This window comes from Vibrio sp. 16, assembly GCF_963681195.1.
GTDB classification, from domain to species: domain Bacteria; phylum Pseudomonadota; class Gammaproteobacteria; order Enterobacterales; family Vibrionaceae; genus Vibrio; species Vibrio sinaloensis_D.
The window spans coordinates 1,463,851-1,489,211 of record NZ_OY808998.1; the positions used below are offsets into that span (position 1 = coordinate 1,463,851).

Annotated in this window: 26 protein-coding genes; 13 read left to right on the plus strand and 13 right to left on the minus strand. The window is 45.8% G+C overall.

The window, feature by feature from the left end; all coding sequences use genetic code 11:
• Positions 1-65 precede the first annotated feature (65 nt).
• A complete protein-coding gene (galE, locus tag U9J37_RS20765; protein ID WP_005473232.1) occupies positions 66-1,082 on the plus strand; it encodes a UDP-glucose 4-epimerase GalE in 1,017 nt (338 codons plus the stop codon).
• A gap of 97 nt (positions 1,083-1,179) precedes the next feature.
• On the opposite strand, the gene U9J37_RS20770 is transcribed toward galE, so the two are convergent.
• The 6 genes from U9J37_RS20770 to napF all read right to left on the minus strand — a co-directional run bounded on the left by U9J37_RS20770 (position 1,180) and on the right by napF (position 5,761).
• The gene (locus U9J37_RS20770) at positions 1,180-1,317 is read right to left on the minus strand and encodes a TIGR02808 family protein (protein WP_005473113.1); all 138 of its coding nucleotides are present in this window, start codon (positions 1,315-1,317) and stop codon (positions 1,180-1,182) included.
• An 11-nt stretch (positions 1,318-1,328) separates the two neighbouring features.
• Positions 1,329-1,907 carry a NapC/NirT family cytochrome c gene (locus tag U9J37_RS20775; protein WP_005473261.1) on the minus strand — a complete coding sequence of 193 codons (579 nt, stop codon included), beginning with the start codon at positions 1,905-1,907 and terminating at the stop codon, positions 1,329-1,331.
• Positions 1,908-1,936: 29 nt separating this feature from the next.
• A complete protein-coding gene (locus U9J37_RS20780; RefSeq protein ID WP_005473252.1) occupies positions 1,937-2,392 on the minus strand; it encodes a nitrate reductase cytochrome c-type subunit in 456 nt (151 codons plus the stop codon).
• Between the two features lie 71 nt (positions 2,393-2,463).
• Complete coding sequence (gene napA, locus U9J37_RS20785; protein WP_005473294.1) at positions 2,464-4,953, minus strand: periplasmic nitrate reductase subunit alpha; 2,490 nt, start codon at positions 4,951-4,953, stop codon at positions 2,464-2,466.
• Positions 4,950-5,264, minus strand: coding sequence for a chaperone NapD (locus U9J37_RS20790; RefSeq protein ID WP_038136794.1), 315 nt, complete (start codon positions 5,262-5,264; stop codon positions 4,950-4,952). The genes napA and U9J37_RS20790 overlap by 4 nt, the downstream gene beginning before the upstream one ends.
• 20 nt (positions 5,265-5,284) lie before the next feature.
• Entirely contained in the window at positions 5,285-5,761 is a 477-nt protein-coding gene (napF, locus tag U9J37_RS20795; RefSeq protein ID WP_038136797.1) for a ferredoxin-type protein NapF, read from the minus strand.
• A gap of 262 nt (positions 5,762-6,023) precedes the next feature.
• Between napF and narQ the strand changes: the two genes are divergently transcribed.
• A complete protein-coding gene (gene narQ, locus U9J37_RS20800) occupies positions 6,024-7,757 on the plus strand; it encodes a nitrate/nitrite two-component system sensor histidine kinase NarQ (protein WP_322414272.1) in 1,734 nt (577 codons plus the stop codon).
• Positions 7,744-8,376 carry a response regulator gene (locus U9J37_RS20805; protein ID WP_038190528.1) on the plus strand — a complete coding sequence of 211 codons (633 nt, stop codon included), beginning with the start codon at positions 7,744-7,746 and terminating at the stop codon, positions 8,374-8,376. Before narQ ends, U9J37_RS20805 begins: the two co-directional genes overlap by 14 nt.
• Positions 8,377-8,426: 50 nt before the next feature.
• On the opposite strand, the gene dcuC is transcribed toward U9J37_RS20805, so the two are convergent.
• From dcuC to U9J37_RS20825, 4 genes are all read right to left on the minus strand, one after another.
• The gene (dcuC, locus tag U9J37_RS20810; RefSeq protein WP_005473305.1) at positions 8,427-9,794 is read right to left on the minus strand and encodes an anaerobic C4-dicarboxylate transporter DcuC; all 1,368 of its coding nucleotides are present in this window, start codon (positions 9,792-9,794) and stop codon (positions 8,427-8,429) included.
• 222 nt (positions 9,795-10,016) lie between these two features.
• Entirely contained in the window at positions 10,017-10,811 is a 795-nt protein-coding gene (locus U9J37_RS20815) for an EAL domain-containing protein (protein ID WP_322414130.1), read from the minus strand.
• 167 nt (positions 10,812-10,978) lie between these two features.
• Entirely contained in the window at positions 10,979-11,767 is a 789-nt protein-coding gene (locus tag U9J37_RS20820; protein ID WP_005473264.1) for a lipase family protein, read from the minus strand.
• Between the two features lie 66 nt (positions 11,768-11,833).
• Positions 11,834-12,469, minus strand: a complete 636-nt coding sequence (locus U9J37_RS20825) for a hypothetical protein (RefSeq protein ID WP_038136811.1) — start codon at positions 12,467-12,469, stop codon at positions 11,834-11,836.
• Between the two features lie 103 nt (positions 12,470-12,572).
• On the opposite strand from U9J37_RS20825, the gene U9J37_RS20830 reads away from it, so the two are divergent.
• The 3 genes from U9J37_RS20830 (at position 12,573) to U9J37_RS20840 (ending at position 14,089) form a co-directional block, all read left to right on the plus strand.
• Positions 12,573-12,821, plus strand: coding sequence for a DUF2164 domain-containing protein (locus tag U9J37_RS20830; protein WP_005473236.1), 249 nt, complete (start codon positions 12,573-12,575; stop codon positions 12,819-12,821).
• Positions 12,822-12,983: 162 nt separating this feature from the next.
• On the plus strand, positions 12,984-13,523 hold the full coding sequence (locus U9J37_RS20835) for a cytochrome b (RefSeq protein WP_005473171.1): 540 nt from the start codon (positions 12,984-12,986) through the stop codon (positions 13,521-13,523).
• Positions 13,520-14,089 (plus strand): YceI family protein, encoded by a 570-nt coding sequence (locus U9J37_RS20840; protein ID WP_005473202.1) that lies wholly within the window; start codon positions 13,520-13,522, stop codon positions 14,087-14,089. The genes U9J37_RS20835 and U9J37_RS20840 overlap by 4 nt, the downstream gene beginning before the upstream one ends.
• A gap of 120 nt (positions 14,090-14,209) precedes the next feature.
• On the opposite strand, the gene focA is transcribed toward U9J37_RS20840, so the two are convergent.
• The gene (gene focA, locus U9J37_RS20845; RefSeq protein ID WP_322414136.1) at positions 14,210-15,661 is read right to left on the minus strand and encodes a formate transporter FocA; all 1,452 of its coding nucleotides are present in this window, start codon (positions 15,659-15,661) and stop codon (positions 14,210-14,212) included.
• A 241-nt stretch (positions 15,662-15,902) separates the two neighbouring features.
• On the opposite strand from focA, the gene U9J37_RS20850 reads away from it, so the two are divergent.
• Positions 15,903-16,808 carry a LysR substrate-binding domain-containing protein gene (locus tag U9J37_RS20850; protein WP_005473250.1) on the plus strand — a complete coding sequence of 302 codons (906 nt, stop codon included), beginning with the start codon at positions 15,903-15,905 and terminating at the stop codon, positions 16,806-16,808.
• Positions 16,809-16,980: 172 nt separating this feature from the next.
• Positions 16,981-17,466 carry a DUF1097 domain-containing protein gene (locus U9J37_RS20855; RefSeq protein ID WP_005473221.1) on the plus strand — a complete coding sequence of 162 codons (486 nt, stop codon included), beginning with the start codon at positions 16,981-16,983 and terminating at the stop codon, positions 17,464-17,466.
• A gap of 99 nt (positions 17,467-17,565) precedes the next feature.
• Here U9J37_RS20855 and U9J37_RS20860 read toward each other — a convergent pair whose 3' ends face one another.
• Positions 17,566-19,194, minus strand: coding sequence for an ATP-dependent endonuclease (locus U9J37_RS20860; protein WP_005473218.1), 1,629 nt, complete (start codon positions 19,192-19,194; stop codon positions 17,566-17,568).
• A gap of 231 nt (positions 19,195-19,425) precedes the next feature.
• On the opposite strand from U9J37_RS20860, the gene U9J37_RS20865 reads away from it, so the two are divergent.
• The 4 genes from U9J37_RS20865 to U9J37_RS20880 all read left to right on the plus strand — a co-directional run bounded on the left by U9J37_RS20865 (position 19,426) and on the right by U9J37_RS20880 (position 23,951).
• Positions 19,426-21,177 (plus strand): bifunctional metallophosphatase/5'-nucleotidase, encoded by a 1,752-nt coding sequence (locus U9J37_RS20865; protein WP_322414139.1) that lies wholly within the window; start codon positions 19,426-19,428, stop codon positions 21,175-21,177.
• A gap of 445 nt (positions 21,178-21,622) precedes the next feature.
• Positions 21,623-22,579, plus strand: a complete 957-nt coding sequence (locus U9J37_RS20870; protein ID WP_005473297.1) for a TerC/Alx family metal homeostasis membrane protein — start codon at positions 21,623-21,625, stop codon at positions 22,577-22,579.
• A gap of 290 nt (positions 22,580-22,869) precedes the next feature.
• A complete protein-coding gene (locus tag U9J37_RS20875; RefSeq protein WP_005473141.1) occupies positions 22,870-23,058 on the plus strand; it encodes a hypothetical protein in 189 nt (62 codons plus the stop codon).
• Positions 23,059-23,252: 194 nt separating this feature from the next.
• Positions 23,253-23,951, plus strand: coding sequence for a DUF1223 domain-containing protein (locus U9J37_RS20880; protein ID WP_043887101.1), 699 nt, complete (start codon positions 23,253-23,255; stop codon positions 23,949-23,951).
• Between the two features lie 37 nt (positions 23,952-23,988).
• On the opposite strand, the gene U9J37_RS20885 is transcribed toward U9J37_RS20880, so the two are convergent.
• A complete protein-coding gene (locus tag U9J37_RS20885) occupies positions 23,989-24,414 on the minus strand; it encodes a DUF3010 family protein (protein WP_005473307.1) in 426 nt (141 codons plus the stop codon).
• Between the two features lie 154 nt (positions 24,415-24,568).
• Here U9J37_RS20885 and U9J37_RS20890 point away from each other — a divergent pair, with 154 nt between their 5' ends.
• Positions 24,569-25,351, plus strand: a complete 783-nt coding sequence (locus tag U9J37_RS20890; protein ID WP_005473275.1) for a class II glutamine amidotransferase — start codon at positions 24,569-24,571, stop codon at positions 25,349-25,351.
• The last annotated feature ends 10 nt before the right edge of the window (positions 25,352-25,361 follow it).

Here is a 25,361-nt window from a genome sequence, read left to right on the forward strand (position 1 = left end):
TTGAGCTGTATTTTCGTTCTCAAGTCCGATAACATTTACGCCAAATTATTCAAAAGGTTATAAGCATGAACGTCTTGGTTACCGGCGGTATGGGCTACATTGGCAGTCATACTTCGATTCAAATGATTGACGCGGGTATGACTCCCGTTCTTTTCGACAACTTGTACAACAGCAAGTCTTCTGTACTTGAGCGTATTGAGAAAGTGTCAGGGGTAAAACCTGAGTTTATCCAAGGCGATATTCGAGACAAAGCGCTTTTAGTTGAGGTGCTTAAGCAACACAACATTCAAGCAGTGATCCACTTTGCGGGTTTAAAAGCGGTGGGCGAGTCGGTTGAAAAGCCACTTGAGTACTATGACAACAACGTAAATGGTACGCTGGTCTTGGTCGATGCGATGCGCGAAGTGGGCGTGAAAACCTTGGTATTTTCCTCTTCAGCGACGGTTTATGGCGATCCTGCTTCTGTGCCAATTACGGAAGATTTCCCAACTAGCGCAACGAACCCTTACGGCCGCAGTAAGCTGATGGTAGAAGAGTGTTTAACGGATTTTCAAAAAGCAAATCCAGATTGGAGTATTACTCTGCTTCGTTACTTTAACCCTGTTGGTTCGCACCCTACCGGTGAATTGGGCGAGGACCCGCAAGGTATTCCGAATAATTTGATGCCGTTTGTTTCGCAAGTCGCGGTTGGTCGTCGCGAGTACTTATCAGTATTTGGTAATGATTATCCAACCGTAGATGGCACAGGCGTACGTGACTACATCCATGTCATGGATCTCTCTGATGGTCATATTGCCGCGCTACAAAAAGTGGGTGATAAGTCAGGTCTGCACATCTACAACTTGGGTACTGGCAACGGGTCAAGTGTACTGGAGATGGTGAAAGCGTTTGAAAAAGCGTCAGGCAAACCGGTACCTTATAAGATTGTTGAACGTCGACCAGGTGACATTGCAGAATGTTGGGCAGATCCCGCGAAAGCGATGAAAGAGTTGGACTGGAAAGCAACCCGCTCATTAGAGGAAATGACCTCTGATACGTGGCGCTGGCAATCAAACAACCCGCAAGGCTATCCTGAAGTCTGATTTTGCTTTAGATACAAGAAAGCCACCGCAACTGCGGTGGCTTTTTTACGCGTGATACAAAATAGGCAAAAATTGTGTCAGCGTCAGGAAGTCTTAATCAATCGACTTCCTTATCTTTGCCAAGCGATAGTAGCCATATAGAGATTGCAGCGACGACCGCGAAGCCAGATAAGATGATGAAAGGCATTGCTCCATAACCGAGGATGTGCCAGATAACGGATTCTAATGTACTCATTGCCTGTCTCCTTATTGCCAGCCTTCAACGCCATGCATGTCTGGCAGTTTGTGTGCGATACCTTTGTGGCAATCTACACATGTCTTTTCGCCAGATGCTAGGGCAGTAGAGTGTTGTTTGGCACTACGAGAACCTTGCTCTGAGAAGTCCATGTATTCGAACTCGTGACAGTTACGGCATTCCAACGAGTCATTTTTCTTCAATCGAGCCCATTCGCGTTCAGCTAGATGAGCGCGGCGCTCTTGAAATTTCTCCGGCGTATCGATCGTTTTGGCAATGAAATGAGCATACAGCTCTTTTGATGCCTGAACTTTACGTACAATCTTATCCGTCCATTCGTGTGGTACGTGACAGTCAGAACAGATTGCTCTAACACCAGAGCGGTTGGAGTAGTGAATGGTTTCTTGTATTTCCGCAACAATCGGTGCGTGACAGCCCGAACAGAACTCTTCGGTGTTGGTTGCTTCCATACCGGTATTGAATGCGCCCCAAAATAGAAGACCACCAGCGAATCCCATAAACAAAACCACACCTACGGCAGCTTTGCTTGGGCTCGTCAGTCTCTTCCAAAACGCTTTTAGTATTTTCATATGCAGCCTCTTAATTACTCACGAACCGCTTATTTAAGCGAGTCTACGCTTTTGAATTCGTTCCCAATCAATGGCTGAGCATTCGCTTGAGGAACGTGACATTGTAGACAGAAGTAACGACGAGGAGACATGTCTGCCAGCACCGCATCTTCGCGGTTCACGTAGTGCGTTACACTGATTTTGGTTGCGCCCATCTCTTTGGCATTTTTCCAGCTGTGGCAGGCAAGACACTTGTTGGCATTGAGAGACACTTCATAGTTACGAATGCTATGAGGGATTAACGGTGGTTGATAGACAAAGCTGCTGTCGAGAACTTGCTCCTTTGGATACTTTTTAAACTCATCCGCAGGACGCGTTGATTCAAGCTCGCTCGCTCCACGTAGCGACTCCAAACCGCCGATACCACCTGGGTTATCAAGTTCTGCTACCGCAACACCGCTCACAAGTGCGCCCACAGATAACAGTGCAATCAGAAATTTTTTCATTATTTTATCTCCGCCTAATGGCTAAATTCTTAGATGTGGCTGCCAATAGTTAGGCAGCCAAGCTCTGATAATTAAGCGATCTTGGTGATCTTAACTGGACACTTCTTAAAGTCTGTCTGTTTAGACAGCGGGTCAGTAGCGTCTAGGATCAGTTTGTTGATCAAGATGCGAGCATCAAAGAATGGTACGAATACCAAGCCTTCAGGTGGACGGTTACGACCACGTGTTTCAACGCGAACACGAACTTCACCACGTTTGTTTGCAATCAGTACTTCTTCACCACGGCGAACGCCACGTTTTTTCGCATCAGCTGGGTGCATGTAACACACTGCGTCTGGTACTGCTTTGTATAGCTCAGGTACGCGGCGAGTCATGGTGCCAGTGTGCCAGTGCTCAAGAACACGGCCAGTACATAGCCACATATCGTACTCAGAATCCGGCGATTCTGGTGGCGCTTCGTATGGTGCAGAGATAATAAACGCTTTACCATCGGGTTTACCGTAGAAGTCCCAACCGCTGCCTGGTTTCGCATACGGATCTGAGCCTTCTTTATAGCGCCAAAGCGTTTCTTTGCCATCAACGACTGGCCAACGTAAGCCACGAACTTGGTGATATACGTCGTAAGGCGCTAAGTCATGAGCTTTACCTCGTCCGAACGTTGCGTACTCTTCAAATAGACCTTTTTGCACGTAGTAACCGAAGTGATGAGCGTCGTCGTTTAGCTCGCGAGATTCCTCGATAGGGAACTTATTGACCACGCCGTTAGCAAACAACATGTCATACATGGTTTTACCACGGTATTGAGGCGCTGCCGCTAGTTGTTCTTCTGTCCAAACTTCTTCCATTTTGAAGCGCTTCGAGAATTCCATCACTTGCCACAAGTCAGATTTCGCCTCACCGACAGTACCCACTTGTTGATACCATGCTTGAGTACGGCGTTCAGCATTACCGTATGCACCTTCTTTTTCGACCCACATGGCTGTTGGAAGAACAAGGTCGGCAGCTTGTGCGGTCGCTGTTGGGTATGGGTCAGAACAGACGATAAAGTTTTCTGGATTGCGGTAACCTGGCAGACGCTCACCATTAATATTTGGACCCGCTTGCATGTTGTTGTTACACATAACCCAGTATGCGTTTAGCTTGCCGTCTTTAAGCATGCGGTCTTGAAGGACTGCGTGGTAGCCTGGTTTTGGCGGAATGACACCATCAGGGATATTCCAGATCTTCTCTGCTACTTTACGGTGTTTAGGGTTCGCGACGACCATATCGGCAGGTAGACGGTGCGCAAAGGTGCCTACCTCTCGAGCGGTACCACATGCCGACGGTTGACCTGTTAACGAGAATGGGCTGTTACCTGGAGTAGAAATCTTACCCGTCAAAAGGTGCAGGTTATAAATCAAGCTGTTCACCCAAACGCCGCGAGTATGCTGGTTGGTACCCATAGTCCAAAGTGACATCACCTTGGTGTTTGGATCGGCATACTGCTTCGCGAGCTCAAGTAGTTTTTCTTCTGATACGCCTGACATCTCAGCTGATCTTTCGAGCGTATATGGCGCCACGGACTTTTTGTACTCTTCAAAGGTGATTGAAGATAGCTTACCTGAGTTAGGATTTGCTGCCGCTTTTTGTAGAGGATCATCGTCACGCAAGCCGTAGCCGATGTCCGTTGCAGTTTGCTTGAAGTTGGTATGCTTATTAACGAAATCCCAGTTAACGGCATCTTTTTCAATGATGTAATTGGCAATGTAGTTAGCAATGACCAAGTCTGTTTGTGGCTTGAAAATGTAGCCTTCGTCTGCCAATTCAAAAGAGCGGTGGTAGTAAGTCGATAGAACATTGACTTTAACGTGTGGATGGCTGAGGCGGCGATCTGTAATACGTGTCCACAAGACAGGGTGCATTTCTGCCATGTTTGAACCCCAAAGCACGAAAGAGTCGGCAGCTTCGAAGTCATCATAACAACCCATCGGCTCATCGATACCAAACGAACGCATGAAAGCACCTACCGCAGATGCCATACAGTGGCGTGCGTTCGGATCAATGTTGTTAGAGCGGAAGCCCGCTTTCATCATTTTAGCGGCCGCATAACCTTCCATGACTGTCCATTGGCCAGAGCCAAACATGCCTACACCGGAAGGACCTTGCTTTTTCAGCGCTTCTTTCCATTTCTCGGCCATAGTGTCAAAAGCGACATCCCAGGAAACCGGCGTGAATTCACCTTCTTTGTCGTATTTGCCATCTTTCATACGAAGTAGAGGCTGAGTCAAACGGTCTTGCCCGTACATGATTTTTGAAAGGAAGTAACCCTTAATACAGTTAAGACCTTTGTTTACTGGTGCTTCAGGGTCACCTTGTGTCGCGACCACTTTACCGTTTTGAGTGCCAACAAGAACTGAACAGCCTGTACCACAGAAGCGACAAGGTGCTTTGTCCCACGTAATTTTTGTTTGGTCTTTGCTTGCGATCAGGTTGGTCGCTGATGCTGGTAGAGTGATACCTGCGACAGCGGCTGCTGATGCTGCTGCGTTTGCTTTCACAAACGCGCGTCTTGTCATCTTCATACTTCACCCTCGATTTGGGAATAGTTGGTTCCAGTGTTGTTATTGTCCGTGTCTTCGTCTTCTAACCCAGTTTCGATCTGGTGGTAGACGAGGGCGGTGCTCAATACGTTAGGTAGGTTGTTTATGGTCTCAATGGTATCGGTGATGAAGCCTTGATTTTCGGTCTCCAAAACCACCACGATTTTCCCTTCAGGGCTATCGCCATAAATCTCTGCGTTGTCGTTCTGCTCGATTTGTGACTTCACCTGGCTAAGGTGTTCTGGCGCGCAGTGTACGACTAGGCTAGAAATGTGCACTTCGTTAAGTGACATACAATGTTTCCGTTGTTGTTCTAATTGCTCACAATGATTGATGATGTTGGGCAAACAGAGACACATGCTCCACAGCCTGTACAATCATCAAGCTCGATGTTCGGTTGTGCGACTTTGCCAATTTCGAGTTTGAATTTAATGGCCATGGTCTCGCACATATCTCCACAGCTTCGGCATTCGACATTTTGGTGCGCCAAACAACTTTCATTGATGGTCGCGTTTGCATTCCACGGTCTATCTTCCTTGGATAGAAAAATCGGTTCAGGGCAGACTTCTGCGCATTGATAGCAGAATGTGCATTCATCGATTGAAAAGTCGACGGTAGGGAACCCGCCATCGCCTTTTCGAATGATGCTTGTTTCACACGCTTGCTCACACTTGCCGCATCGGGTGCACAAATCGGTAAAACGGACGCTTTCCTTAACCCAAGGTAAACGAATCATTGAATCGTCAACTTTAGTTCTAGAGAAAAAACGACGTTTTGCTAAATCGACCACGAATGCTCCCGACCAGTATGTTCTGAAATAAGCCCAGTTGTTATGGGATAAGCATAGTTCAGAAGTTTGTTAATAAGCTGTCATTTACCGACATATAAATTGTAGGTTTTGACATATTTGTATAAATACCCCTTAGGGGTTAATCGCTATGGGTTCTTGTTTCAGATCAATAAATTCCAGCAGGTTTGATCACATATTGGGCGTGTGAGTTAAGATATGGGAAGAATTTGTGATTGTTCAAAGCCTTCCAAACGGTGAAAGAGTGTTTAAAAGTGTGAAAAACTCGGTGACGAGAACCGTTGCCAAGGCGATGGGACTGATCTTGGCTTTGTCTGTTGCGACGACGAGTTTTGCGATCATTACCTTAGCCTCAAGTCTCAATGATGCGGAAGCCGTCAACGTGGCAGGCTCGATGCGTATGCAGAGCTATCGTTTAGCCCATGATATTCAAACCCAGTCTGTCGATTATCCTTCCCATATTCAGATGTTTGAACGCTCAATCTATTCGCCCTCAATGAAGGCGCTGCAAGGGTGGACCGTCCCAAGTGATATCACCCATGATTATTACAGCCTAATCATGCGTTGGCATGAGCTTAAGCAGGTACTAAAAAGCCAAGATCGAGAGCGCTACCTCGTGTTGGTGGAAGGCTTCGTTAACCAGATCGATGCGTTCGTCTTTAAGTTGCAGAATTTTTCTGAACAGAAATTGATCAAACTTGCTTGGGTCGGTGGTTTAGGCCTGGGTGGGATTTTGATCGTCAGTTTGTTTGTCGTTCATTACATTCGCAAGCAGATTGTTCGCCCGTTAAATGCACTGGTGCGTGCCAGTGAGCAAATTAAATCACGGGCATTTGATGTAGAACTGAATGTTTCTAGCGACAATGAAATGGGAATTTTAACGCGTACATTCAATACGATGGCAGCGGATCTTGGAAAGCTCTATCGCGGACTTGAAAAAGCGGTCAATGAAAAGACCCAAAAATTACAACACGCCAACGACTCGCTCAAAGTACTTTACAAATCTTCCCAAGAACTCACCGCATCGCGTATTGGTCAGGACAATTTCGAAGCGATTCTAGCTCATATTGTCAGTCTCGAAGGGATCAGTGCTGTGAAACTCGAAATTACTGCTGAGGGTGAGCGACCGCTTGTGTTAACGCAAGGCGAAGCGTGCAGTGGCTGCGAGAATTCTTGTCAGAGTAAGGCGTTATCATTAGATGGCGTTGAACTCGGGACCTTGTATTGGAAAGTCGCGCTACCGTGCCCAGATCAAGCTTTGATTGATAATTTTGTTCAGATACTGTCGCGTGCCGTCTATTATAATCAGGCTCAACGTCAAGCTGAGCAGCTGTTGTTGATGGAAGAGCGTGCCACGATCGCAAGAGAGCTGCATGACTCGCTTGCGCAATCTCTTTCCTATTTAAAGATTCAAGTGTCACTGCTCAAACGGAGCATGGCAAAACTTCCAGATTCACACCAATTGGAAAAAACAACGCCAATCCTCGCTGAGCTCGATACTGGTTTGTCTGCGGCTTATACTCAGTTACGTGAGTTGCTCACCACCTTTAGGCTGACAATCAAAGAAGGCAGTTTTGGCCACGCATTAACGGAAATGACAGAGCAACTGGCGGAGCAAACTAACGCCGAGATTAAGTTGAGCAATGAATTATCGTCCATTGAGCTCGATGCCAATCAACAGGTTCATTTGTTGCAGTTGATCAGGGAAGCCACCATCAACGCAATCAAACACGCAAATGCGAAAAATATTACTATTCAGTGCCATGAGACAGAGACTAAAGTTGTCGTATCCATCCTTGACGATGGACAAGGGTTCGATCAATCGGTTGAGAAGTTGAATCACTATGGCATGAGTATTATGCACGAGCGAGCGTCTCGCCTTTGTGGCACGCTCGCGGTAACGAGTCAAGCCAATCAAGGCTGTGAAGTATTGTTAGAATATCCGAAAACTAAGGAACCAAACATTGACCGAATGTAGAGTATTACTTGTGGATGACCATCCACTCATGAGGCGAGGAATCCATCAACTACTTAGCTTTGAGGATGAGTTTAACGTCGTCGCAGAAGCGAGTAATGGTGCCGATGCCGTGGCGAAAAACCACGAGTGCAAACCCGATCTCGTGCTACTTGATTTGAATATGAAAGGCATGTCTGGCTTAGATACCTTGAACGCTCTCCGTGCTGATGGCTGTGACGCTACCATCGTTATTTTAACGGTGTCAGATAGCCCCGCGGATATTGAAGCCATTGTTAAAGCGGGAGCAGATGGCTACTTGCTAAAAGATACCGAGCCTGATGAGCTAGTTGAATTACTAAAAGTATCGTTACGCGGTAACAAAGCGTATAGCAAAGAAGTCGCCAAGTACCTTGCTGATCGTGAAAACAGTACTGATGTCTTTGATGAGTTAACGGATCGTGAGATGCAAATTTTAAAAGAAGTGGCGAAAGGGTATCGAAACAAGCAGATTGCTGACACGCTGTTCATTTCTGAATCTACGGTCAAAGTTCATATGAAAAGCTTACTCAAAAAGTTGAGCGTACCGTCGCGTACGGCGGCTACTGTTATGTACTTAGAGCGCTACGGCGAAATAAAATAGCCATTAAACACAAAAGGGCGCATCGAGCGCCCTTTTTACTGCAATAGGGATTACGCGGCCATAGGTACCAATACGAGCGTGCCAAAGATCACGGTGATCAAGCCACACAGCACTGGGACAGAAGTACGTTTCACCACCTCAAACGGGCTTATTTTACCCATTCCCGATGTCGCAACCACAACGCCTGACACAGGAGAAACGGTGCGACCAAGGTTAGAGGCTTGAAGCATCGGGATAATCAAAAACGCTGGGTTTAACCCCATCTTGGCGGCTAGCGCAGGCGCAAGCTCAACAAACGCATAGAATGGCGCGTTGCCAGAGCCCGTTGCAATAGCAGCAGCAACCGTTAAGCCAGTCAAGATGAGCATCAGTGCAATGCCACCTGCGCCAGCAGTTTCCGCAAGGTGAAGCAAGTTATCAATTGCGCCAATCGACATTAGACCTTGAGCAAATACACCAGCCGCTACCAATAGCATGACAACGCCTTTAAACGCATCAGCCATCCCTTCATAACAAGACTCCAAATCTTCGAGCGTTTCCTTGCCCTTGAAGCGCTTAGTGACGAAGTCTACCAAGGCACCGAGGAAAATCGACAACACGACAATGGTGTAAATATCGAGCTTTAAACCTTCAATCGTACGACCGTTAAACAGAAATACCCCAACAATCGGTAAGAAAGGTAATACCGCGTAGTACGCTGGTGCTTTTACTTCGATTGCTGACACATCCACGCGTTCCATTGGTGAATTGTCTTTTTTATCTAAGTATTTGTTCCAGAAGAATGCCGCAGCAGCCATGACGATAATTGCGCAGATCGACACAGGTAGAACGGTTTGAACTGCGAAGACATCCAAATCTAATCCGGATTTTTCAGCGGCAATCACCACGTCACCAGAGGTAGGAGATAAGATAATAGCCGCTGGCGAGGCGCACACAGCAACAGCCGCAGGGCGCGAAATACCCATTGCCGTCATCATAGGGAACAGGGTTGCCATTAATAGGACACCAAGCCCAGTCGCTGAACTGACCGCAAGAGACATCAAACAAGCGACAATGTAAGCGGCAACGAGCAGTACATAAGGTGATTTGATGACTGACAACGGCTTGGAAAACTGTTTAACAACGACATTGTTTGCGCCAATGTGAGTCATGTAGGATGCGAAACCACAAAGCAACATGATTTGCATACCCAAACCGCCACCACGATATTGAAGCATGTATTTCACATACTCCAGTGAATCCGTGACCATATTGCCGGTCGACGCGATTTTAGCAGGGAGGACGGTATGTCCGAGTAAACCTGTAAGAATAAGAAGAATTAAACCGGCAGTTAGAAGTACACCTGCAGGCTTGTAGCCTTTAACGATAAAGTAACCGACAGCCACTGTAACCGCTAAGCCAATGAGAAGCTCCAGCATAGTAATCACCCTAGTATTGTTGGATTTGTATAAAACTGTTTCAAACTATGAACAGCAATGTACAAAAATTCGCTAATCAGTACGAGTGCAACTTCTAGTGCTCATGATCTAGAACAATAAATTAATAAAAGTAAAAATAGTGGACATAATAACTGTATTGTTATTGTTTGTTAGATGTTACTAAAACGCTGCTTTGCTGTCTGAAATCGATAGAAGAGAGCGTTAATTAGAAGGTACAACAATCTTGGCGGGTAACATGACTGGCATCGCTAGGTGAAAGCCTTGGTAAAGGTCAATGTTAAGTGCGCGCATCGCGTTCAGTTGCTGCGCGGTTTCGATACCTTCAATCACGGTTTGGGCACCAATACGTTTCGCAAGCTGTAAGGCACTGAGTAGAGGGGCGTGATCACCAGAACAATACTGGACGAGCAGTGATCGATCCATTTTTAATATGTGCGGTTTTACTTGAAGCACACGCGCTTCGGTAGACGCATTCGCGCCAAAATCATCAATGGCGACATTGAACCCATTTTGGTTGAGCTTTTCCATCGCCGTTTCCAAATAGCGCAGATTTTCACAATCGAGTTCGATGAGCTCCATAACGATTTGAGAGTTTTTAAGCCCTAGGTGCTGAATTCGGCTCGCGAGCAAACCGTTTTTAAGATCTTCTGTCGCTAGCCTCTCTCCGGCAATAGGCAATACATTGAGAAATAGCTGCTTATGGCGGAAATCGGACTGAGCAAAGTTGCGAAGATGGATAACGCGGCTAAGGCGTTCAACATTGATCTTGTCTTCGTAGCAAAAGGTATCAGAGCAAAAGAAGTGGTCAGGTCGGATAGGGTTGCCGTTGGCATCTTTGATTCGGACTAAGGCTTCGACACCGAATATGGACTCATCGATGTCAAAAATTGGCTGATAAACACTCGAGAGAGTGAGCCCGTTATAGTTTGCGATAAACTGGTGCTCGGCGGTCGTTTCTAAGCAGTGTTGGAATTGACTTTTGCTTGTGAGAATCATTAAACAGCAGACCTCGGTCCCTTAGCGTATGACATAATGCGTGTCGTTCGACATAATATTGACAATGTCGTAAATTTGTCAATTCTTTCTTCAGTTTGTTGTCTTATCTACAGCGCTCGTCGCACTGGAAACAGTTTTCAAGACATTAAACAGTCAAACAACCACGGCTAGCGTTCATCGAAGTAATCTTTGTTGCGAATGTACTTTGACATTAGATGATAAGAGAACGGTCTTATTACCCAAGATGCAACAGAACGACCTAAACGAATCAGCGTCGGTGTGTTCTCATAAATCTTACCATTGTAAAGCCACAATTGTTTACCCACATGCAGGTATACGCCGGGTAGAGGTGGAAGGAATGTCACGATATCGAGATCACAACAAATTCGATACGTCTTGTGGCTCAATGAGTACTGCTTTTTCATCATGAAGCCGCCAAATGCTGGCTGACCAAAGGTGACCACACGCTTAACCGATTTCGCACGCTGTTTTTCGAGCGCATCAGCCAAAATGCAGGCGATCGCGCCCCCGGAAGAGTGCCCAGTAAAGGTAACGCGCTTTCCGTTTTCTAATAGAGGCTGCAAAATGTTGGACAGTGCTTGGTAAACATTTAGCGGATGGGGAGAGTGGCCATGTTTAGCAATGCTCGGTTGGGTAATTTGTTGCAGGTAGCCAGAATGAACGGGATAGTTAAGCTTCAAACAGTGGGCCTTGCGTTGCCACAAATGCAGATTGAGCAACCAATCTTGCGGGTTGTGAGAGCCCTTAATGACGACAATGACTTCATCATGATCGTTTTTCCATAAAACGCGCATCATGGGGTGGCCGAATCGATTGTAGACAATACGCTGACCTTTTGGTGCAAAGCCGTAGCGCGTGTGTTTTAGCACCCTTGAATAGGCTAGGTTACAGAGTACGGCGTATTTTTCGTATTGGTATCGCTTGAGTTTCTTCACATGGCGTTTCAGTGGTCAGCGCATAGCTAACAGTATGCGAGTGCTACGTGACGCATTTGTGACAGGCTAACTGAGCTGGATGACAGAAAACAGTTGGATGTACTTCCTAACGAGTTGTTGATCGTTTGAGCGTTTAAGTGGGTGCGTAAACTTTACGTAGTAGGGGCTAAGGGCAAATTGTTGTTCTAACGTTCGTGACAATTGTGATTCGCTCTCAAATAGACTGATACCTTGGGTCTTGTATTCGTCTATCTCATCGGGCAGTTGTCCTGTCCACCAATGGAGTAGCTCTCGGCTAGGTTTGCTTCGAGTTATCCAATGATCGGTCAACAGCAATAGAAGATCATTCGGCTGAACGGCATAGCCATACTCTGCTTGCCACTGCGCAATGGTTTTAAACTGTTTGTTTCTACATGAGTTTCCAGCACTGACCAAATGGGAGGTAAGAATCCAAACGGTGCCGACTTCCGAAGTGACCCGATAATGGTGTGGATAGTCAGTGGAGGCAGCGGTTTCGAGGGACTGGTAATCGTAACTGTGGCCGAACTCTTTTAATGTTCTAGACAGGCGGCGTGCAAAAGCCAAACCCAAATGATGTTCACTCATTCCGCGATTATGAATGGTTGGATAGTGCTTTTCACACAGTTTCATGCAATCTGCTTGAAACTCATTCACGCTTTGAATCAACACATCCAATAACAAGGCAACACTCTCCCTAGGTCCCAGTTTTCGCGCTTACAGTAACATGGCGTTGATAAACTCAGTTACACTTATTGTCCAAAAAATTGCATAGAGTTAGGGGTTTATGTCTAAGATTGAATTTACGTCACAACAAAAACAAGCGATGGCTAAAGACCTTCAGGACTATCTCGAACAAGAGCTTGATGTCGAAATTGGCCAGTTTGATGCCGATTTTTTGCTGGATTTTATCTTTGATAAGTTTGGTGCCACCTTTTACAACCAAGGTGTAAAAGATGCACAGGCGATTATGGAGAGAAAGATGCTGGATATTGCTGATGAGCTTTATGAGATAGAACAGATTAGCCAATATTGAGGTGCCTTTTCTATCACGCAATTCGTTCCATCAAATTTTTCGAACGAGATCATCAAGGGTAAGAGATTTCCCCAGTGTAAATAATGGTAAATAATCTGTTACACACAAGGGGAGATAACTATTCTCATGTGATAAAGAGATTCATTTAACTTGGAAACTGCAATGAAGTCGGAAGTCAAAAACTATAATGTGGTTGCTCGTGCTGTGCACTGGTCATCTGCTCTGGTCGTGATTGGTATGTTTGCTGTTGGGCTGTGGATGGTTGATTTGTCCTACTACAGCGAATGGTATCGGACAGCACCACACTGGCATAAATCGATTGGCATTTTACTCGCCGCATTGACTCTATTCCGTTTGGTTTGGAAGCATGTTACGGCGTCACCAAAAGTAGAAGGCAGTGCGATTGAAAAAGCGGGAGCGAAGATTGTTCACCTCGCAATGTACGCAACTCTACTATTGTTGTTTGTTTCCGGTTACTTAATCTCGACAGAGGATGGTCGTGGTATTGATGTGTTTACATGGTTCACCGTGCCTGGCGCGGGAGCGTTGTTTGAAAACCAAGCAGACACCGCAGGCCTTATCCACTTTTACGCTGCATGGGCTCTGATACTAATGGCTGCTGCCCACGCCCTTGCTGCATTGAAACACCACTTTATTAACAAAGACAACACGCTACGCAAAATGATAGGAGCTTCAAAATGAAAAAAACGTTATTTGCTACAGGACTGGCTATGGTGATGGCACTGCCTTTTGGTGCAAGCGCAGCGGACTACGTTATTGATACAAAGGGCGCACACGCGTCAGTAAACTTCAAAGTTAGTCACCTTGGTTATAGTTTCATCAAAGGTCGTTTTAATAAATTTGATGGCGAATTCTCTTACGACCCAGCGAATGTTGCGGCATCGAAGGTGACGGTAAACGTTGACACTCGCAGTTTGGATTCAAACCATGCAGAGCGTGACAAGCACATTCGCAGTTCAGATTTCATTGATGCATCGAAGTTTTCAACCGCTACGTTTAAGAGCACGAGCGTGGTTGACAAAGGCGACGGTAACTTAGAAGTAACAGGTGATCTGAGCCTGCACGGTGTAACTAAGCCAATTACCATCGATGCGGAGTTTATCGGTGCAGGTCAAGACCCATGGGGTGGTCAACGTGCAGGTTTCTACGGCACAACGCGTCTAGAGTTGGCTGATTTCAACATCGCAGTGATGGGTACTTCAAGCTACGTTGATATGGAACTGCATGTAGAAGGTATTCAGAAGTAATTCCACTTACCTCCAAAAAATAAAGAAAGCCCTCAACCTAAGTGGTTGAGGGCTTTATTGGTCAAGCGACTTATTTCCCGACCAAATTTCCTAGCGTTTTTGACGTTGTTTTCCTATTCGTTATGCACTTTCTAATTCACGTTCTGTGTCGACCAACGTTACGCGGTCACCGTAAACATTGCGTAGTGAAGAAAGTACGTTTTCACGGGTGACCACACCAACAAACTGACCATTCTCAATCACAGGGAGTACATGTGGTTTGCTTACTTTCATACTCTTTGCGCGTTCTTCAAGAGATAGCGTGGTGAATTGTGTTGCGATGCCCATGCTGGTGGTTGGGTAAAGCTGCTCTTTATCGATACACAGGTATTCAGCGACATCGACCAGTTTATCTTTCGCATCAATTGCCACCACATCACGCGACATCAGATCGACAACTTTTTGTCCTTGAGTAGGAATGTAGTCTTGGCACCACAAATCGACCATCACATCATGCGCTGAGAAGAAACCAACCAAGCGTCCTTCGATATCAACAACCGGTGCGCTGATCAAATGGTTATCTAATAATGTGTCGATTGCAGCAGGTGTTGTCATTTCTGCGCCCAAAGTAATTGGCGCAGGGTTCATGATATCTTTTACAAGGATAGTTGTGTTCATAGTGGTTTCCTTAACTGACGTAATGTTAGTGGTTTTGGTAATTGAAGCGACTTGCGCTGCTTTTAGTTGTGGTCGGCGGTAGATACACCAGTTGGCAAGCCCAACCAGAACAGCACCACCAACGATGTTGCCAAGTGTCACGGGAATAAGGTTCGCTGTGACAAATTGATAGATATTTAAGTCCGCATATTGAGCGGGGGTTGCGCCGATTTGAGTCCAAAATGGCTCGGGCGCAAAGTTTTGAATCACGATACCTAGCGGGACCATAAACATGTTTGCGACGCAGTGTTCAAAGCCACTGGAGACAAACATAGCGACGGGCATAATGGTCATTGCTGCTTTGGTCATCGCGTTTGCGCTACTGAACGTGAGCCATATAGCTAAGCAGACCAGCAAGTTACACAGTACGCCTAATGCAAAGGCTTGGACTGTCGTGTGGTGCAATTTGTGTTGCGCGATATTAAGTGCATTTAATCCCCACTGGCCGTGGTCCATCTGATACAAACCTGCCGCCGATACGATGGTGAGCAGTAACATGGCACCAATAAAGTTACCAACGTAGACCTTGCCCCACACACTCAGCATCTTGGTAAAACTGATCTGTTTATTCGCCCATGAAATGCTCGATAGCACAGAGCTCGTAAACAGTTCACCGCCGCAAATCACGATGAGGATTAAACCCATACTAAATGCCAGTCCGCCTGCTAATCGGCTTAGGCCCCAGCCCGTCTCGGTGCTACCCGTTGTCACGGTTATATAGAAAAGAAAGGCGAGTCCTATAAACGCCCCTGCCATGACAGCAAGGCTTAACGTCATGCCACTACTTTTCTTTGCTTTGCTTAACGCAAACTTCTCGGCTTCCGCCATCATCTCGATGGGAGAGAAGTATTGGTGGTTAGTTTGAGCTTGTGTCATTGCCGCTCCCCGGTAAAAAACATACATACCTCCTGATGTTCACAAGGCTTTATCGCCGTTGCCAATTCAGATTACGGTTGGAGTAGGTAGAGGTAAAATTGATAATTTTTAAAATCCTCATCAAAAATATTGATATGGATTGGAGAGGGCGTAAAATGAAACCCAATGCGTATTTGTCAGTGTTTTCAAATACGTGCTGAAGCTAGGTAAAAGAGATTATAAGAACAGGGATAGGAGTCCTATGCGTTACTCATTAAAACAACTTGCTGTCTTTGATGCCGTTGCAGATACGGGGAGTGTGAGCTTAGCGGCTGACAAACTCTCGCTGACGCAATCGGCGACAAGCATGTCGTTATCGCAACTCGAGAAAATGTTGGGCAGACCGCTGTTCGAGCGTCAAGGAAAACAGATGGCGCTGACACACTGGGGAATGTGGTTACGTCCGAAAGCAAAGCGCCTTCTCCAAGATGCGCAGCAAATAGAAATGGGCTTTTATGAGCAGCATTTGCTCAGTGGTCACCTCAAACTTGGTGCCAGCCAAACGCCCGCCGAACACTTAGTCCCAGACCTTATCAGTATTATTGATAACTCGTTTCCTGAGATGAGAATTTCCTTAAAGGTCAAAAGTACCGACAGCGTGATCCAAGGGGTTATCGACTACAAATATGACTTAGGCATTATAGAAGGGCGCTGTGATGACAACCGACTGCATCAAGAAGTGTGGTGTCGAGACCACTTAACCGTTGTGGCCGCGGCTCATCACCCCTTCGCGCTGCAAGAAAAGGTCAGTTTGGCGCAGTTAGAGCAAGCCAAATGGGTACTTCGAGAGCACGGAAGTGGCACTCGCATGATTTTTGATAGCTCCATTCACCATTTGATTGAGGATTTGGATGTCTGGCGTGAATACGAACATGTACCTGTACTACGTAGCATGGTCGAGCATGGTCAATATCTTACCTGCTTACCTTATCTAGACGTTGAAAGGCACATCGACAGCGGTCAACTGGTCGCCCTGAACGTGCCTGAACTCAATATGGAGCGTACGCTTTCGTTCGTGTGGCGTGCAGACATGGTTGAAAACCCGTTGGTTGAATGTATTAAGCGCGAAGGGTTAAGGATGATGAAGGGGAAACCCAGCGTTTTATAATAAATTCGGTATTACCGATATCTGTTGAAATATCGATTGCATCACGTAATTCTTGGTAAATTTGATATTTGTTACCTAAATAGTGTGATCTAAGTATTACTCATTGCTATCAATTCTTCTTAATATGCGTACTTGTACTTTTGATGTGTCTGAGCACACGTAACGAGGCGTTATGAGCACACTAGTCGCGATTGCATTAACAACGGGTATTCTTTCTGGCTTATGGGGATGGCTTGCCATTTCACTTGGACTTCTTTCTTGGGCTGGATTTTTAGGGTGTACCAGTTATTTTGCTTCACCTACCAGTGGGTTTAAGGGGTTAATACAAAGTTTGCTAACCAACATGACAGGTGTATTTTGGGCAATGGTTATTATCCATGCTTCACAATATGCGTCGTTGGAAATTTTGGGTTACGTCATCACTGCTGTTGTCGCATTTCTAATGTGCATGCAGGCGACGCAAAGCTTACTTACTTACATTCCTGGTACGTTCATTGGCTGTTGTGCAACCTTCGCCGCTTCAGGTGACTGGAAACTGGTTATCCCTTCGCTCATTTTGGGTGGCATTTTCGGTTATTTGATGAAAGCGAGTGGCTTATGGCTACATCAAAAGGCTCACCAAACGCAATCAAGTGCTGAGCTTGCGCCTAGAGCTTAATTGTGTGATCAAATTCTGCCTGATGGATTTGGTCAACCCCCGATTGATTTGTATCTGATTCGATACGCGGCATTGATGTTAATCATCAATGCCGCTTTTTTATGTGTTGCCGTTGGCCATGGTAACCACACGTTTTAACGTCCAGCGAAGCAGTAGTGGAATGCACTCATTACCTAACTCTTCACAGTGGCTCACTATCGCCAGTGCTAAGTCAGGTTTTGCGTATTTTTTCAGTACCTTGGTGACCACTTTTTTGGCGGGAATAGGGTGATCCGCGGGGATATGTACCATCTGTTTGAAGAAGGTCTCGAATCCATTATTGTAGAGAAAATGTTCAATGTCTCTATCAGGCAGTTCTGTCAGACGATGACGCTCTTGATCATTACCCAGCAGAGCTCGAACCGCTGTGGAGTATTTTTTCCCTGCAGCATCACCGTCGGTGACAACATGCCAGTCGATACCGAAAGCCTTCGCAACTTTAAGCAATGACTTCAATCCCGATTGGGCAAACTCGATAATCTGAACTCCTTCCGCGGCAAGGTTATAACCACACTGATTGGCAAGTTCGTTAAACAGCCAAACTTCTGTTTCTCCCTCTACTAACAGCCAACAACGTGCGAATAAGGCGCCAGAACGATGGAAACGGATATGAAAGCCAATTCGACGAAGCTCATCACGACTTAACCCGTGATCCGGCAGTGACGTGGTGATCGTCTTGTCTGATTGGCGAACAAGTCGGCGTATAGAGTGAAGCGGCACTTGACCAAGAAGTTCGCCACTGTTTGTGGTGAGAATTTTCTGCATTGGCAGCAGTTGAAGCAATCCCCATGCGCGAGCAAGGTGGGTAGGATGAAGGCGACCTTCAGGATCTTCAATGATCAACAGTGGTCGCGCACATCGGCGCAACTGATTTGGTCCTTTCGCTTGCAGGTAGGCATTGAGCAAGCCCATGAAAAGTAGCCGAGTTTGTTTGTCGTTTTCTTCAACCACTTGCGATAAACGCTTGTTGCTCGTTGTACTGTTGAAGAAGATCCCATCTCGCTGCTTACGAAGGTTTTTTCTGGTGTTCGATTTGAACGAGAAGTAATGGTCGACCAAAATACCCATCGAGTTGAGGCTACTTTTCATTTCGCCTTTATTCACGTGGCCAGGTATCGCCATCAGACGTCGGCAAGTATTGTTGATGCGCTTTTCGATACGAACATTGTTATCGCCATTTGAGCCAATAGGGCGTTCAAAACGTCGAGAATCCTTAAGGCGAATAACAGGGTGAAGTGTCATCAGTTCTTGCGCGAGTTTTTCCGAGTGGTGCAACTGCTTTGGGTTGCCTTGCTCGTCAAGAAACGCATAGCGCGTATTGATCTCGTAGCCGTCACGACTTGCACTCAACCGATAAATGATTCGATTTTTCCCTTGATCGTCTTTGATCCAAACGGGCTTTAACTTTCTATAACGACCTGAGTTCACCTCATGTTTATCGGTGGACACCAAACTCAACACAATTTGTAGGTGTTGGCTTTGAGGATGAGCAATCGAATAGTCGACGTGGAAGTCGGTCATCTCAAATTGATAGGGAATGCCCTCAGAAGGCAGGGCGACGGACAGGGCATCTAACAGGGACGATTTACCCCAAGTATTTTCGCCGATTAATGTGGTGAGTTCATCAAAGGCGATAGAGAGCCTTTTGATTCCACGAAAGCCAGAAATTTCAATTCGTTCTAGCTGCATATAGTGACTCCGTATGAGCTATTTCTCATTAAGCATAATAGAAAAATGCCGAATAAGCAGAAGGTTAGCTCACACTCTTGGATTAATGACCAGTAATTCATAAGGTTAGCGCCTTGATGAAGTTCATAATAAACGATGTATCAGAAATGGTGTTTTCAATAAAAATGTGAAAGTTAATGAATTTGTCACATGGGATGCGTTAGGATGTAGCTGAAAAGAGAGAATGAAAATATGACAGATAAAAACAATAAGCCGGCGAGAATCAAGCTGGCACACATCAACGATACGCACTCCTATTTTGAACCAACTTCACTACAGCTTACCCTGCATGTCGAAGGCCAAGAGCTCGAGCCCTACGTCAGTGCGGGTGGGTTTGCTCGCATTGCAACGAGGAAGCAACAGCTCGAGCAACTCGCGAAAGAGAATGATCAGCAGTTTATCTTTCTTCATGCGGGTGATTGCTTCCAAGGTACGCTCTATTTTTCTTTGTTTAAAGGCGAAGCTAACGCAACCATGTTAAACGCGCTAAACATCGATGCGATGGCGTTAGGCAACCATGAGCTTGATATGGGAAACCTTCCCGTTGCCCAGTTTGCCCAACAAATCACTTTTCCTTTGTTGGCTGGTAATTGGGATTTGTCCAACGAGGATTCAGCGAAGAAACTTAGACTCAGCGATAACGCCAAAGTGTTTTCGTATGATCCAAGCGTTCAAGCAGCAAGGTGGATCGTCAAGTATGCACAAGAAGAACCTATTGCGATCTTTTCACTTGCGCTAGATAAAATGGCTGACATCTCAAACCCAGACGCCGACACACCTTTCGTTAGTGCTCGAAAAACGGCTATTGAGACGGTCGCTCAAATACAAAAGTCGGGGATCAATAAAATTATCCTACTTAGCCATATGGGTTACGAAGCGGATTTGGATATGGCGAACACCGTTGATGGAATTAGCCTCATCGTTGGCGGTCATAGCCACCGATTACAAGGGGATTTTTCTGGACTCGGTTTAAAAAAAGATGACCCATACGGCATTGAGATTAACGGAACGCGTGTTGTACAAGCTGGCTATCACGCATTAAGTATGGGCCACTGTGACATCGAGTTTGACGAGAGTGGTCACGTGATTCATTTCAGCGGTAAGAATGAACTGCTGCTTGGTCGAAGACTCTTTATTGACGCGAGTATGAGCGAAGTACGTGACGATGAGTGTTACGCGATCGCACGACGCTACGTTGATCAGCACCCAAATGTGCACGTTTGTAAGAAAGACCCACATACGCAGGAGATTTTGTTGCAGCGGTACACCACGCAAGTGCGAAAACTGCAAAGTGACTATATCGCGTGCGCCAAACATGCGCTTCGTCATGTACGCGTACCTGATGACACCGGAGCGAGTGAGCTAGCACCGTTGGTAGCGGAATCTTTTGCCTACACCATGAATGAAATGGGCTATGACGTGGAGTTTGCCATTCATAACGCGGGTGGAGTGCGTACATCGCTCAATCCTGGTGATATCTCTGTGGCAGACATCGCGGGTAAACTGTTGCCCTTTGCCGTACCCATTGGTGTTTACGAGCTCAAAGGGAAAGACATTGCCGCCACTTTAGAAGGGGCGATCAACAATGCATTGAACAATGGGGTAGAAGGAACGGGTGACGGCTCATACCCCTACACATATAACTTGAGTTATGACTACGATTCAATGGCGCCTATTGGCCAGCGCATCCACAATTTGGCGATTTATTCGGCGACAAATGGATGGCAAGCGGTTGAAAGAGAACGCTATTACCGAGGCACGTCGTCAGCGTATACCATGAAAGGGAAAGAAGGCTACGAGGCCATTCAAAACATGAAAGGCGAGGGAACAGTCACGGATCGTTCTATGGCGGATTGTTTTATTGCTTTGCTAACTGAGCATCCCGAAACGATAAATCGCACCAAGTCTGCTACCAAGCACAATGCATGGCATAAAGGTTGCTAATGACTTACTGATTGTTGATTGTTCAACAGCCAGGGGGAAATCATGTGGAAAGACTGGATTGACGTAGCGGTCGTTATCAGTTGGGTTGGTGTTTGGTCTGCTTTGGTCTATTTTATCCCAATGTCAGGCGTTTAGAGCCAAAACCCCAGTATAAAAGGGAGCAAATAATATTTGCTCCTTTTTTGATTTTTTTACTAGACGAGGCGCTCAAGCAGGCATACAATCCGCGCTGTTTGGGGAGTAGTCGCCTCTGGTTTACTTATCGTCATCTCGTTAGGAAATCTCCTATCCGGTAAGTATAAATGGTGTTGAAATGTCTGTTTCAATTCACCATTTCGACGAGACCAACGTAATCAAATATTCTACGCCATTGAATCGGTGTAGGTTGTTTTGTTTGCGGTGGGTTCGTCTATTACTTCTCGATCCCTCCGCCTTTGGAGGTAACATGACCCCTTCTACATACATCGGCTTCGCACTATTAACTCTGACCATGGTTGCATTAGATATTTGGCAAACCCGTGGCGGGAACGTGACGATCAAAAAAGCCGCCGTTTGGAGTATCTTCTGGTTTTTACTCGCATTCTTGTTCGCTGCGAGCATTTATTTTTTCTGGGACTTTTATGCACCAGACAGTGCTTACAGCGCTGAAAAAGCGACCGTTTCATTTCTAACGGGTTATTTGCTTGAGAAATCTCTGAGCGTCGATAACTTATTCGTTTTTGCGATTATCTTCCATCAATACCTGGTGCCTGAGCACTTGCGTCCAAGAGCTTTGCTGTGGGGCGTAATCGGCGCTTTGATTTTACGTGCCATCATGATCGCTGTGGGCGCTCAGTTACTCGCGCAATACCATTGGTTATTGTATGTATTTGCGCTGTTCTTAATCTGGACGGGTATACAACTCGCTCGCGATAAAGGCGAGGAAGAAGTCAATCCGCTGCCAGAAAAGCTAATCCGCAAGTTCGCTTCTGTGACTGATGATTTTCGAGGCAACGCATTAACTGTTGTTGAAGGCGGTAAACGTTGGTTGACGCCTATGGCGATTGTAATTGGTGTGATCGCGTTTATGGACGTAATGTTCGCGCTAGACTCAATACCAGCGATTTTTGCGGTAACACGAGAGCCGTTCCTTGTGCTGGCTGCCAACGTGTTTGCGTTGCTAGGTTTGCGCTCACTGTACTTTGTTTTGCAGGGGATGATGGATAAGTTTATCTATTTGAAACCTGCGCTTTCATTCATCATGGTGTTTATTGGTATCAAGATGATGCTTGTCGGTTCGGCTTGGGAAATTCCAACTCCTGTATCGTTATTAGTGCTTCTGGTGACCATGACCATAGCAGTGATTGCATCCGTGATGAAGAAACGAAAACAGCAGCTGCCATCCGAACTAACTATCAGATAATTAATCTAATTGTCTGCCAAACAAGTTCGACGATTTTAATCAGTGAAAGTGTAAAAGTTTTGTGAATAAAAAACGTGCACATCTACGCTGGTGAAATATTAAGTCGAAAAAAATGGGTATTTATGCGCAAAATTGCCGGTTTTGCGCATAGTTTTAAAAGTCAATTGTTATGGTGTTGTTTTATTAGAAAAACTTATCTGAAAGTCGAAAGTTTTTCATTTTTTGGTGTGTAAATTATTGCTTATTATTAGCCCATCGAAACGAATTAAACGATTTATAGAGAGGCAATCATGGCACAAGCAATGCAGATCGGCACAATTAACGCTCCTATCTCTATGGATAAAAAAACCTACGCGGTTTCTTTCAAAGGATTGATTGCACACCTATTAGATATTCTATTCACAGATAATACTCCTCGCGCGTACTACGCGAACGATTTATCTGGCCACATTCAAAAAGATATTGGCTTGAATCGCTAATCTAACAGGCTCTAAAAAACGTAAGCGCTGGCAGTGATGTCAGCGCTTTTTTTGTGCCTTGTGAAATGGACACCCTGCATAAACGGTCTTTTTGAATACAGAGCAAACACTGCGCTTAGAAACATCCAGCTTGTTTACAGGTTTGGTCACCTATGGGCAGTTGAGAATGTTGAATGTGAACAATGGAGCCGATTATGCACTCGTTACTTGCCATCTCGATAGCGTCCAGTTTGTCAGCGGGGCAAATTTGGATCCACGAAGGACAACCCGCTCAAGTGGTTGAGCTATTTACGTCTGAGGGGTGTTCCAGTTGTCCACCCGCCGATCGTTATCTATCAAAGCTAGAAAATAGTGAAGGGCTTTGGACATCGATTATTCCCATCGCGTATCACGTCGACTATTGGGACCATCTAGGTTGGAAAGATAAGTTCGCAAAGCCAGAGTACTCTCAGTTGCAACGTCTTTACTATGCGTATGACTTGGTTGGAAGCGTCTACACGCCCGGTTTTGTGGTTGATGGTCGAGAGTGGCGTGGATTTTTCAACTGGGTGAATCGTGAATTACCGGCTGCGACGCCACGCGAATCACAACGATTAAAACTGATTCGCAAAGGCAATACGTTCTCTCTACAGTTTGATAAAGCAGGCAGCTTTGATGCCACGCTGGTATTTTTGGCCAACAACCAGTACACGCAGGTTCAACGTGGTGAGAATAGAGGACGTAAGTTGGAACACGACTTTATTGCGGTCAAGAGAATGCAGCAGCGGTCAACGGATGGTAAATGGGAGTTTGAAGCTCAGTTGCCGTTGGAAACGATTGATGCAGTGGCTGCATGGGTGAGTGAACCGGGGCGGTTTGAGCATATCCAAACTGTGGCGGGCAAAATAGAATAATCAGCTCAAAGAGCCCATTTCTGGGCTCTTGCTCTGATTACTTGCGCATTGCGCACGCATAGGCAGTGGTGAAGGCTTGCTCTTGGTATTGTTTAAGTCCGGTATCTTTAAACGCAATCGCAAGGGGATTTCTCTTCAAGCTTTCCTTGATAGCCGTTGTTGAAACAAGCTCAACATGCAAGCCTTCAATCAGTTGAATGATGGCTTCTAGTTTAAAACCAACGCTGCCACCTGCAAACTTACCCTTAGTTTGACGTTGGCGGATCATCACTTTATCCACTTGGTAGTCTTGCATCAGTTTCGCGAACGAAAACTGAAATTTCTTCAACTCTTCACCAGAATTCGCATCACCAATCGTCAGTTTTGCCACTCGGCAATCTGGCAAGTGAACAACACCTGATGTGTTTTCTAGTAGACAAATAACGGCATCGTTGCCTTTTAGCTCTACGCCACAAATTTTCATATAAGTACCTCGGTTGGTTCCGATTGAGTATAACAGCCTGAAGCGAAGCGAGTTATTCAATATTGCACATTCGGGTATTAAATAATCGTCTCTTGCGTAAATCTTGTCTGAGTGGTTTATTAATAACCATATACTCAATTTATGGAGTCTGATTATGTGTCGATGGCTAGCGTATCAAGGTCCGGCTATCTATTTGGATGAACTGGTTTATGAACCTGAGCACTCGCTTGTTCACCAAAGTTTGGAAGCGAGAAAAGCAGTGACGCGGGTAAATGCGGATGGTTTTGGTTTGGGTTGGTACACAGAGCGAGAAACACCAGGACAGTTCCATGAAGTGCTGCCAGCGTGGGGTGATGAGAACCTGCGGTCGCTGACACACCATATTCGCTCTCATCGGTTTATGGCACATGTGCGATCCTCAACTGGAACGCAGGTATCGCGATCGAATTGCCATCCGTTTATCATCGATAATTGGATGTTTTTACACAATGGCCAAATCGGCGACTTTGAAAGGGTGAAGTTTGAGTTAGAACGGATGCTTCCGGAGTCGCTCTATCTTCTTCGACGTGGGACAACCGACAGCGAGCTCCTCTTTTTATTGGCGTTGGCGAATGGATTAAAAAACGATCCTGTACATGCACTCAAGCGCACCATTGATACTGTGCAGCAATGTTTAAACAATAAGTCTATTGAATCACCTTTCAAAGCCTCGATTTGTGTCTCTGATGGAAAGGCGTTTTGGGTGGTTCGTTACAGTACAGATGGTGAGCCGCCAACCATCTTCATTCGCAGTGATGATGAAAGTGTCGTGTTGGCGTCAGAGCCGTTAGAGAGCGGTAAAATGTGGAACAAGATCGAGCCTCAGACGATCAGTAAGATTCAGGGCTGTGAGCGTACGGTTTGGAACTTAACCGATATCACCAATCAACCCGCCTAAAGACTAAGCG